This window comes from Aphanizomenon sp. UHCC 0183 (assembly GCF_009712065.1).
In the GTDB taxonomy this organism is placed as follows: Bacteria; Cyanobacteriota; Cyanobacteriia; order Cyanobacteriales; family Nostocaceae; genus Dolichospermum; species Dolichospermum heterosporum.
In genome coordinates, this window is the sequence record NZ_VILC01000012.1 from 75,934 (window position 1) to 87,555 (window position 11,622).

The window sequence follows — 11,622 nt, forward strand, 5'->3', positions numbered from 1 at the left end:
GTGAAATACAAGAACCCCACCCCCAACCCCCTCCAATATCAAAAGTTTATCCTTTTCTTCCCCCCGCTGCGGGGGGAATGAGGGGGGTGCGAGGAGGGGGCTTATGATTCAAGTGCATACTGCTATAAAAGAATTCAGAAGTAGGTAGGGGTTTAGCTTTTGCTTTACCCTGACATAATATCAAACATATTCAGTATTTTTTTGATAATATTCCGGTATTATTCTCATTTATCAATGGCTGAATTTTCTCTTTATATTGACAACTCCTGATGTAATCTAATAAAATAGAGAGGGTTAAGGTTTATCAAAAATAAATTATGGGAATTGGAGAATTATTACTACCATTTCGAGAAGAAATATTAAAGATTGCCACTAAATATGGTGCTGATAATTTGCGGGTTTTTGGTTCTGTTGCTAGAGGTGAAGCAACACCAGATAGTGATATAGATTTTTTAGTAGAATTAAAACCACAAAGTAGTTTATTTGATTATATTGGTTTAATGCAAGATTTAGCAGCATTGCTAGGACGAAAAGTGGATATTGCTGAACCTGATAATTTACATGAGTTAATTAGAGATAAAGTATTAGGTGAAGCTGTACCGTTATGAAAGATGAGCGTTTATATTTAAGTAATATTAAAGAATGTATTGAACGAATAGAAGAATATACAAAAGGTGGTAAGGAAGAATTTATGCAAACCAAGATGATTCAAGATGCTGTAATTCGCAATTTTGAAATCATTGGGGAAGCAACAAAAAGATTATCACCTGAGTTGAGAAGTAAATATTCTGATGTTCCTTGGCAGCAAATGGCAGGTTTACGAGATGTTTTAATTCATGATTATTTAAAGGTAAATCTTAATTTAGTTTGGCAAATTATTGAACAGAATTTATCTGATTTAAAAAGACAAGTTACAGCGATTATGGAAAATTTATAACAGATGGTAAGGGTTTAGTAATGATAAACCCTGCTAATATATTTTAATGTTATTGAATATTAAGCCACATTCATTAATTGTTCCAAAGATTTAACTACAGGTAAAGGTTTACCATCTTCTTGATATTCGGCAATTAGCATTTCTATAACTTCCTGAGCATTTTTAACAGCTTCCTCATAAGTATCACCATGAGTATGATATTTTTGAGTAGGAAATTCTGGTAAATGAACTGAATAACATTTATCTTCACTACTCCATTGAATAATAATTGTGTAATGTAAATTCATTCTTCTGACTCCTCTTCTTGAATTGATTTTAATTTTGGGCGTTGCTGATTAAGGGTATGAATTTTAGTCTCACGCAAAGGCGCAAAGACGCACTGAGGTTTGAGTTTTAAAGATTCAATTTGGGAATTTCATACCTCGATTCAGCAACGCCTAATTTTGCTAATTTTTCGGTAACTTCTTTTTCTATATATAGTTTAGCATCATCTCCATCTTTACCAGATATGGTAATCGGATCACTAGGTAATAAAGATAAATGTAGGTTTATTTAGAGTTAGCATTGCGGTTAAATTTACCATTTTCTCTCAGAGGTTGTTTGAAAACTTTTTCGTGTGGGATCTGACACCCGCAGATCCCCCTAAATCCCCCTTAAAAAGGGGGACTTTGAGGAATTTAGCCCCCCTTACAAAGGAGGGTTGGGGGGATCTCGATTAATTCTGATACTTTTCAAACATCCTCTCACATGATAATTAGTGAGAACAGTATAAAAACCGTTTTGTTTTTTAATAATCGTTCCTGATGCAGTTTCCTTATCATCAACTAGGACTTTAACTGTAATTTCTTTTAAGACATTCTTTAATTCTGATTCTGATAATATCCCTGGTTTGCGTGCGAATAGGGAAGAAATACAACCAGTGATAATAATCGGAGAATCGGGAAATAAGAGAAAAAATAATAATAATAAATGGGATAATTTGTGTAATTTTATAGATGATACTCCTGTTATTTGATAATTTGGTAATTGGTTAATTTTTGGTTTGTTTCATAACTCGTCTGGGAATAAATTCCCAGTCTAATAGCCCAAGTCCGTTAAAACGGACTAAAAAATTCTTCCATTCAGTCGGTTTCAACCGACTTTAGCTTTCAGACAGGGAATTTATTCCCTGGCTTTAAATACCTTGAAAATATCAACAGTACAAGTTAAATTACTACCGTTTTTGACCGCACAAGAAGAATTTTGAAATGCTTTGGAAGCGTCACTGTCACCATTTAACACCGCAGTAAAAGCTTTTAATTCTACATCAGGATCATTTTCAGCTTCAGAATAACCCCAAGTTAAATCTTTCAAAGTTCCATCATCATAAGCAGTTTGTAATTTTGGTATTACTTTCTGACATCTTCGTTGAGGAGGGAAATCTAAAGGCTACATAAAACAAGATCCCCGACTTCTTTAAGAAGTCGGGGATTTGAATTTTGCAATGTATCCCTACGGGACTCTACGCTAACACAAATCAAATATAAATTCTATTTTTCAGTGCTTAAATTTCCTCATGCTTTTACCATTTTTCCGCCCAGTAGATAATTTCTGAAGATGCAATATCAATTGCGACTCCATGACTATTACCATGATTCCATTTTGTACCGGGTTGGCTTTTATCTTCAGCTTTTAATACCAATATTTCATAACTGCTAGGAAAAGTTTCTGTTTCTGAATCGCTAGTATAAAAGAATGTTGTCGGTACGCCGTTGGGTTGGTTACTATGATTATTTGTATTCCCACCCTGGTATTGATGCTGAGAGATTTTTTTGTATTGTTTCAGCAGGTTTTTGATTTTTGTTTGTGGTTCTTTGAGACGAATTTGTAAAGAACTACTTTCGGGTGTAATTCCGGGAGAATAAGCCATTTGTAAAACTTGAGCATCACTAGGAATTTGTCCAGGAAAATGTTGAATTTGTTGAAGATCAGCCCATTTGTGATGACGAATTTCTTGATATTGTGATGTATCAGTAATTGGCTGTAGTTGTTTGGTTTTACTAGTAGCTTTATTAATCAGGAAACCCCCAATAACTAGACCAAAACTACCCAGGGACAGTAGAATTATTGTAGCGAGTTTAACTAAAATAGATTGATTCATTTGGTTGGGTTGCATCTAGCTGGTAGATTACTATCCCAACCTTTAAAACAGTAGTCCTGATAGTTTTAATCTAGCCTGAGTTAGATTGACAGGAAAATTTTGATTTGGTTAAATTGATGACAAATTTAAAAAGAACCAATGATCATTCCTGCCAAAATTAAAAAACCAATCCAGACGTTTTGACGAAACATTTCCCCATAGGCAGGGTGAGGTATTTTTGGCTGTTGTAAGCGCATAATTTGCCAAATCCAACCGATGGTGGCGAAGATTAAACTGATCCAAAATGCTGTCTTTAAGTGAACTAATACACCTACTCCAGCTAGGAGAATAACTGTCCCCATGAGGAAAATAGCGATCGCTGTCGGGGCATATTTACCAAAGAATATAGCACTAGAATTAATACCTATACGTTTATCGTCTATGCGATCGCTCATCGCATAGATCGTATCAAATCCTAATGTCCATAGTACCGTCGCCCCCCAAAGTAACCACGTCGGCGCTGTAATATTGGCTGTAACTGCACTCCAACTAATTAAAACCGCAAAACCCCAAGCTATGGAAAGCACCAATTGAGGAACAGGAAATACCCGTTTTGCGCCAGGATAAAGGACGATAACCGGAACGGCGGCCACAGACAACCAGAAGCTTAATGGATTAAGATAGAAGGCGATAACTGCGGCACAGGCGAGGGAGACTATCCCCACCACAATCCCAATTTTAACGGAAAGGGCGCGAGATGCCAGGGGGCGATCGCGTGTTCTCTCAACTTGGGGATCAATATCTCTGTCCCATAAATCATTAACCACACAACCAGCCGCACTGGTCGCCATACTACCGCAAATAATTACTCCTACTAGGGGGATAGGCGGTTTACCGCCAGCGGCTAAGAATACAGCCCATAATGCGGGTATCATCAGAATTAACCTACCTTCCGGTTTATTCCACCTTAACAGCCGGATAATTACAAGCCATAATGGTTCTTGGTTGGTTTTTGGTGTCTCCAACATATTTGGTCATTTAACATATCTTTACATTTATAGAATATCCTTATTTGCTATTTCTCCTCCAGTCCCTATTCGCAAGCACAAAAAATGGTAAATTCCGTCTCGGCTAATTGGGAGAACACACCCAGTCAATCAGTTCCAGAAAATCAGATGATTGCAGCCATTGATATTGGTACAAATTCTTTGCACATGGTGGTGGTAAAAATTGAAGCAACTTTACCATCTTTTACCATTATTGCCAGAGAAAAGGAAACGGTGAGATTAGGCGATCGCAATTTAATTACTGGCGACTTAAAACCAGAAGTTATGAGTAAAGCGATCGCCTGTTTAGGCAGATTCAAAACCCTTGCTGAAAGCTTAGGAACAAGTAGCATTGTAGCTGTAGCGACAAGTGCAGTCCGTGAATCTCCCAATGGCAAAGAATTTCTTCATCAAGTCGAAATCGAAGTTGGCTTAATTGTTGACTTGATTTCTGGACCAGAAGAAGCCCGTCGCATCTACTTAGGTGTCTTGTCGGGGATGGAATTTAACAACAAACCCCACATCATCATTGATATTGGTGGTGGTTCAACAGAATTGATTTTAGGAGACAGCGAAGAACCCCGTAGTCTCACCAGTACCAAAATTGGTGCAGTGCGCCTAACCGGAGAATTAATCGCCTCAGATCCCATCAGCGAAACCGAATTTAAATACCTCCAAGCCTACGCTAGAGGAATGCTAGAACGTTCTGTAGAAGAAGTCCAAGGAAAACTCAAAATTGGCGATTCTCCCCAGTTAATCGGCACATCTGGGACAATAGAAACCATTGCTACCATCCATGTGCGGGAAAAATTAGGTCTTATTCCCACCACCCTCAACGGCTATCAATTCAGTCTTCAAGACTTGCGAACCTGGGTAAATCGCCTCCGCAAAATGACCAATGTGGAACGGGCGGCGATCGCCGGAATGCCAGAAAAGAGGTCAGAAGTGATACTTTCAGGAGCAGTAATTTTACAGGAAGCAATGACCTTGTTAGGAGTCGAATCCTTAACAGTATGTGAACGTTCTCTTCGAGAAGGCGTAATTGTAGACTGGATGCTGACTCATGGCTTCATTGACAACAGACTACGGTTTCAAAGTTCCATTCGAGAACGCAGTGTATTAAAAACTGCCAAAAAATACCAAACTAACTTAGAACATAGCGCTCGCGTTACCGCTTTTGCGTTAGATATATTTGACCAAACCAAAGGACAACTACATTATTGGAATGCAGATCAACGCCAATTACTATGGGCTGCTGCCATTTTACACAATTGTGGTCACTATGTCAGTCATTCATCACACCACAAACATTCATACTACTTAATTAGAAATAGTGAATTACTCGGTTATAACGAAACCGAAATCGAACTCATCGCCAATATAGCCCGTTATCACCGCAAATCTCCACCCAAGAAAAAGCACGACAGCTATCGAAATCTACTCCACAAAGAACATCGGACAATGGTTAATCAACTCAGCGCAATCTTAAGATTAGCTGTGGCTTTAGACAGAAGACAAATAGGAGCTATTTCTCATGTTCAATGTGACTATATTCCCAACTTCAAAGAATTTAAGATGTCCATATTTCCATCTACCATTGATGATGAATGTGCCTTAGAAATGTGGAGTTTAGATTACAAAAAAGGAGTTTTTGAAGAAGAATTTGGTTTAAGATTCGTAGCAACATTAATTAATAGATAAAGTTGCTACAAGTAGGTTAGCATTGAAAATTGTCGTTATGGGAAGGTAAGAGGCAATACTTCGACTTCGCTCAGTAACCAGATGCAAGAGTGAAGAAGCTTTGGGCGATTTTACTTTTCTTTACACACTTTGGTTTTATTGTGTTCACCTACTTAGCCGTATGCACTCTTTGTGAGATACATAAATCGCAAAACCTGTAGGTTTCCCCGCCCTTAATTATATTGCATCAAGCGCGATAACCGCTATATTACCGTAGGGATGCTTCCGTTGCCAAATGCGGAAAATCCCTCCGAGATGATGCTATAATTTAAGTAATCAAATTCCAGGATAAATTCTATGCCAGTAGAAGCTATTTATGAACAAGGAACATTGAGGTTATCAGAACCAATAACACTACCAGAAGGAAGTAAAGTACAAGTAATTATTATTCCTCTAGAATCTTATTCTCAACATAAAAACCCCTTAGAAATTTTACAAGAGATTGCTGAACTGCCTTTAGAAGGAAAAACAGATACTTTCTCAGGTTTAGATCATGATCAAGTTTTATATTCCAAATAGTTTATGATTTTTGTTGATACGGGTGCTTGGTTTGCTAGTATTGTTCCTGCTGATTCCGAGCATCAAAATGCTATTTTATGGTTAACTAATAACAAAGAAACTTTATTAACGACTGACTACGTAATTGATGAAACATTGACTTTATTAAGAGCAAGAAGAGAAACAAAACGATCTATTATTTTAGGTGAAGCTTTCTTTTCAGGTAAATTAGCAACCATCTATTATTTAACAGAGGAAGATATCCATTTAACTTGGCAACTATTTCGTGATTATTCTGATAAAGAATGGAGTTTTACGGATTCTAGTAGTAAAGTTGTCATGGAAAAGCTGGGAATTATGAAAGCATTTGCGTTTGATTACCATTTTCGTCAGTTTGGTTCGGTTCAAGTTGTTCCATAATCTACATAAAAATTTAAGTATTGTAAAGTGGGTAATGCCCACCTTAAGAGGGCTTTAATAGACTTTAAAGAAAATGACTCATAGATAGGTTAATTATGAACTAGCCTCACAGCTAATACCTATAACCAAAAATTATATATATATAAATATCACAATACAAATTTATTATATTTACGGTTGCACAGCCCTAACCACACATTGATATATTCACAGAAGTATTTATCAAAACAAAGTAAAAAAGATAACACTTAAAAACAGAAATTTCTTTTATAAAAAATCAGCCGAGGCGTGCTAAAGTTTTGATCTTGTTATCTTCCTTAGCTGCTTCAGCTTATGTATCTGCCTTCTTTACATCCACAACACCTTGAAGAATTAGTCAAGAACAGTGGTATAAACTTAGACTTAATTCTTTTAAACTTTAAATCGCTTCAGGGCATCAGTGCTTATGAATATTTGCTAATTTCTGACCAACTCCCTCGCACCAATACAGGGATGATTAGAAATGCTTGGTTGCAGCGTTATCATCATGTTACCGCAGGTGGTTGGTGGTGTTCGGGACTAGACCCCCTCAACAATTGGCACAATATGGAATGGGGATGTTTTAAGCCCAACCAACCGCGACAAAATCAAAAAGGTAAATCCATCAAATATGAACATCCTCCCAGCACACCCACACGCATATTTTGTTTACGCATACCCTTACAAATTTGGCAAGAAGTTGGACAACGTTACAACTTAAGTTTACCGGAAAATATCACCATTAATCATGATGGTGAAGCCGAAGGCTTTTGGTCATGGGTAATTAAAAATAAAATAGCTATTGTTATTTGTGAAGGTGTGAAAAAAGCCGCAGCCCTTTTAACTCAGGGATATGTTGCGATTGCGATTCCTGGTATTAATAGCGGTTATCGGGTCATTAAAGATGAATTTGGCAAAGTTACCCGTCGGCAATTAATCCCTGATTTAGCCGCATTTACAAATACAAAGCGCGATTTTTATATTTGTTTTGATTTTGAAACTCAAGCCAAAAAAATTGCCGCTGTAAATAATGCTATTTCCCAACTCGGTTATTTATTTCAACAACAAAACTGCCCTGTTAAAGTTGTCGAACTTCCAGGAAAAGAAAAAGGAGTTGATGAATTTATCATTGCTAAAAGTGCAACAGCATTTGATAAAATTTATCGTCAAAGTGTAGATTTAGATATTTATATTGCCCAAACCAAACCCCATACAGAGTTAACAATTCCGGCAGCACTTACTATTAACCGTCCTTATTTGGGAAACATTGCCTTTCCTACCTCTGGTTTAGTGGGAGTTAAATCAGCAAAAGGTACAGGTAAAACCACAGCCCTACAAAGCATTGTTCAACAAGCAAAAAACAATAATCAACCAGTTTTATTAATTACCCATAGAATCATCTTAGGACGGTTTTTATGTGATAAAATCGGCATTAAATGGGGTTTTGAACATCAAGAATGGAGTATAAAAGCTGATGAAGTACCTGTTACTTATCCTTTAGCAATTACACCATCTTTAGGATTATGTGTAGATTCAATTTGGAAATTAAAACCCGAAGATTGGCGCGGTGCAATATTAATTTTAGATGAAGTTGAACAATCTTTATGGCATTTACTCAATAGCAATACCTGTAAACAAAAACGAGTTAAAATTCTCCGCATTTTTCAACAACTAATTTCTACAATTCTCACAACTGGAGGATTAATCATTGCCCAAGATGCCGATTTATCAGATGTATCTTTAGAATATTTACAGACTTTATCAGGAATTAAATTAACCCCTTGGGTAGTTGTCAATGAGTGGAAACCGGCAAAAGGTTGGGATACAACTTTTTATGATTCACCCAATCCTACACCCCTAATTCATCAACTGGAATTAGACCTAATTGCTGGACGAAGATGCTATGTAACTACCGATAGTCGTTCTGGACGTTACAGTTGTGAAACCATTGAACGTTATTTAAGGGAACGGTTACAAAAACTCAGAAGAGAATTTCCTGAAACCCTGGTAGTTAGCAGTCATACTACTAATACACCTGGTCATGCAGCCGTTGATTTGATAGCAGCAATAAATCAAAAAATTACTGATTATGATACTGTTTTTGTTACCCCTAGTTTGGGAACAGGAATTAGTATTGATGTCCAACATTTTGACCGAGTTTATGGTATTTTTCAAGGAGTAATTCCTGACTCAGAAGCCCGTCAAGCTTTAGCAAGAGTTAGAGATAATGTTCCCCGTGTGATTTGGTGTGCTAAACGCGGTATTGGCTTAATTGGTAGTGGTAGTACAAATTATCGGTTACTATCTCATTGGTATCAAGAAAATCAAAAAGAAAATTTGGCTTTATTAAGTCCTTTACACAAAATAGATGTAGATTTACCTTTAGTTTATGATCCCATTCATTTACGTACTTGGGCAAAATTATCTGCTAGGGTAAATGCCTCTATTCGTCTTTATCGGCAATCTATGCAAGATGGATTGATAGCTGATGGTCATTATATTCAAATGCGAAGTAATGAAGTACAAAACAACATTCTCCGTGATTTACGTTTAGCCTTTTTTGCCACTGAACCTAGTGATTTAGAAAATCGTAAACGGTTAATTGTCGAAATTGTGAAAGTGCAAAAAGATTGGGCGCAAAGTCGTCAAAAAGCTAAAGAAATTAAACGCAAAATCAAGGACATTAAACAGCAGAATCAATTAGCAGCAGCCAATTCTGTAGCTACAGCCAAAGATATTAACTATGTAGAATATGAACAACTATTGACTAAACATTCTCTCAGTAATGCAGAACGTCATCAAGTTAATAAATATATTCTCAGACAAAGGTATGGAATTGTAGTTACTCCTCAACTGAAATTACAAGACGAAAAAGGATATTATGGGCAATTGTTAATTCATTATTATTTAACTCATGAAAGTGAATATTTTCATGTCAAAGATCAACAAGAATGGAGTCAGCAATTATTGTGGGGTGAGGGTAAGGTTTTTCTGCCAGATTTAAGAACTTATACGCTCAAAGTGGAAGCTATGCGGGCTTTGGGAATAATGCAATTTTTGGAAATAGAAAGGGTATTTACTGAAAATGATGCTGACTTGATTTGGTTGAAAAATGTGGCTATACAAAGTAGTAGACATATTAAACGCGCTTTAGGAATTGATTTAGTTAGAGGTAAGGAATCTGTTGCGGGAATTAAGTTATTAAACAGACTTTTAAGTTTGTTGGGTTTGAAGTTGCAACAAGTCAATGATGGTTATAAAATTGATTTAGAAACTCTCAATGATGGTAGAGATAAAATATTTACAGTTTGGCAACACCGTGATGATTTGATGTTAACTTCTTTACATAATATGGAACGAGAAATAGTGGATTTATCTAGGAAGTCTCAGTATGAAACTGTGTTGATAAGTTGACCAAAAAAACAGATCCCCGACTTCTCAAAGAAGTCGGGGATCTGTGGTAGAATCTAGTTTGTGCGCCTATAAGTGACAAAATGAATAAGAATATCAATTTTGATGTTGTTAATGCTTTGCACCAACAGGGTTTAGATCATTATCATGATGGTAATTATCAACAAGCGATCGCTAATTTTGATACAGTTTTGGAATTATACCCTGATTTTTCGATAGCTTATATTAATCGAGGTAATATTTTTCATATTTTAGGGAATTATGAAAAAGCTATTGCTGATTATAATCAATGTATAAAAATAAATCCTAATTTTGCGGAAGCCTATCATAATCTTGGTAATAGCTATTATGCTTTGCAAGAATATGAAAATGCGCTTTCTAATTATAATTTTTCTCTAGAAATTAATCCTAAATTTGGTGCAGCTTACTACAATCGCGGTTTAGTTTATGCTCGTATTCAAGATTATCACCAAGCGATCGCTAACTTTAATCAAGCATTAAAAATAGTTCCTGATGATATTCAAGCATACTATGAACGAGGTTTAGTCTATAGCAACTTGGGAGATTATGAAAGTGCTATTCAAGATTATAACCAAGCATTACAAATTAATCCCACATTAGCTTTAGTATATGGTTTTCGAGCTAATGCACATCATCAATTAGGAAATTATGAAAATGCAGTTAAAGATTATAACCAAGCATTACAAATCAATCCCCATTTAGCTACAGCGTATTATGGACGGGGAATGGTACGAGAGGCTATGCAAGACTTTGTTAATGCAGTTACAGATTATACTCAAGCTATAGAAGTGTCTCCAGAATTTGCCCCGGCTTATTGTAAGCGAGGTGATGCTCATAAGTTGTTAGGTAATATACAAATGGCTATTCAAGACTATAATCAAGCCTTACTAATAGATACAGATTTTTTAGCTGCTTATTATCATCGAGGTAATAGTCGTTATACAGTTAAAGATTTTGCTGGTGCAGTTAGTGATTTCACAGAGGCTTTACGCTTAAATCACCAGTCTGCTGTATTTTATAGCGATCGCGCTAATGCTCGTTATGCCCTGAAAGAATATCAAAAAGCCATATCAGATTATACTCAAGCTATCAGCATTAACCCCAGTTTAGCCGAAGATTGGTTTAATCGAGGTCGGAGTCGCTTTCTAGTCGGAGACTTAAATAACGCATTAGCAGATTTAAACCAAGCGATACAATTACAGCCCCGTTATTCTTTAGCTTATTTAGTCAGAGCAGATATCCATAAACATTTAGGTAATCAGTTAGATGCGATCGCCGATTTTCGTAAATCCGCTGATCTCTATTCTCAGTCAGGAAATACGCGGTATTATCAGGAGATTACCAATCTGATTTCCAGAATGTCTCAGTCTTGAATAGGGGTTAGGGGAGTAGGGGGGTAGGGGAGTAGGGGG

At 36.5% G+C, this 11,622-nt stretch carries 11 protein-coding genes; 7 read left to right on the forward strand and 4 right to left on the reverse strand.

All coding sequences use genetic code 11. From position 1 onward, the window contains the following. The first annotated feature begins 317 nt into the window (after positions 1 to 317). Complete coding sequence (locus FJR37_RS06295) at positions 318 to 608, forward strand: nucleotidyltransferase family protein (protein WP_053537749.1); 291 nt, start codon at positions 318 to 320, stop codon at positions 606 to 608. Then, complete coding sequence (locus FJR37_RS06300; protein WP_053537750.1) at positions 605 to 937, forward strand: DUF86 domain-containing protein; 333 nt, start codon at positions 605 to 607, stop codon at positions 935 to 937. The genes FJR37_RS06295 and FJR37_RS06300 overlap by 4 nt, the downstream gene beginning before the upstream one ends. 59 nt (positions 938 to 996) lie before the next feature. On the opposite strand, the gene FJR37_RS06305 is transcribed toward FJR37_RS06300, so the two are convergent. From FJR37_RS06305 to FJR37_RS06320, 4 genes are all read right to left on the reverse strand, one after another. Beyond that, complete coding sequence (locus FJR37_RS06305; RefSeq protein ID WP_168465589.1) at positions 997 to 1,224, reverse strand: type II toxin-antitoxin system HicB family antitoxin; 228 nt, start codon at positions 1,222 to 1,224, stop codon at positions 997 to 999. A gap of 874 nt (positions 1,225 to 2,098) precedes the next feature. Beyond that, positions 2,099 to 2,290, reverse strand: coding sequence for a hypothetical protein (locus FJR37_RS06310; RefSeq protein WP_052150097.1), 192 nt, complete (start codon positions 2,288 to 2,290; stop codon positions 2,099 to 2,101). Positions 2,291 to 2,498: 208 nt separating this feature from the next. After that, positions 2,499 to 3,077, reverse strand: coding sequence for a hypothetical protein (locus FJR37_RS06315; RefSeq protein ID WP_152608985.1), 579 nt, complete (start codon positions 3,075 to 3,077; stop codon positions 2,499 to 2,501). Between the two features lie 125 nt (positions 3,078 to 3,202). Next, positions 3,203 to 4,084, reverse strand: a complete 882-nt coding sequence (locus FJR37_RS06320; RefSeq protein WP_039204947.1) for a 4-hydroxybenzoate solanesyltransferase — start codon at positions 4,082 to 4,084, stop codon at positions 3,203 to 3,205. 84 nt (positions 4,085 to 4,168) lie between these two features. Between FJR37_RS06320 and FJR37_RS06325 the strand changes: the two genes are divergently transcribed. The 5 genes from FJR37_RS06325 to FJR37_RS06345 all read left to right on the forward strand — a co-directional run bounded on the left by FJR37_RS06325 (position 4,169) and on the right by FJR37_RS06345 (position 11,583). Then, the gene (locus FJR37_RS06325) at positions 4,169 to 5,803 is read left to right on the forward strand and encodes a Ppx/GppA phosphatase family protein (RefSeq protein ID WP_168465590.1); all 1,635 of its coding nucleotides are present in this window, start codon (positions 4,169 to 4,171) and stop codon (positions 5,801 to 5,803) included. Positions 5,804 to 6,139: 336 nt separating this feature from the next. Continuing rightward, the gene (locus FJR37_RS06330; RefSeq protein ID WP_039204950.1) at positions 6,140 to 6,361 is read left to right on the forward strand and encodes an antitoxin family protein; all 222 of its coding nucleotides are present in this window, start codon (positions 6,140 to 6,142) and stop codon (positions 6,359 to 6,361) included. 3 nt (positions 6,362 to 6,364) lie between these two features. Next, the gene (locus tag FJR37_RS06335) at positions 6,365 to 6,760 is read left to right on the forward strand and encodes a type II toxin-antitoxin system VapC family toxin (protein ID WP_072033674.1); all 396 of its coding nucleotides are present in this window, start codon (positions 6,365 to 6,367) and stop codon (positions 6,758 to 6,760) included. Positions 6,761 to 7,093: 333 nt separating this feature from the next. Next, complete coding sequence (locus FJR37_RS06340) at positions 7,094 to 10,192, forward strand: plasmid replication protein, CyRepA1 family (RefSeq protein WP_168465591.1); 3,099 nt, start codon at positions 7,094 to 7,096, stop codon at positions 10,190 to 10,192. Positions 10,193 to 10,272: 80 nt separating this feature from the next. Continuing rightward, positions 10,273 to 11,583: a tetratricopeptide repeat protein gene (locus FJR37_RS06345; RefSeq protein ID WP_168465592.1), complete on the forward strand. Its 1,311-nt coding sequence runs from the start codon at positions 10,273 to 10,275 to the stop codon at positions 11,581 to 11,583. Positions 11,584 to 11,622: the final 39 nt, after the last annotated feature.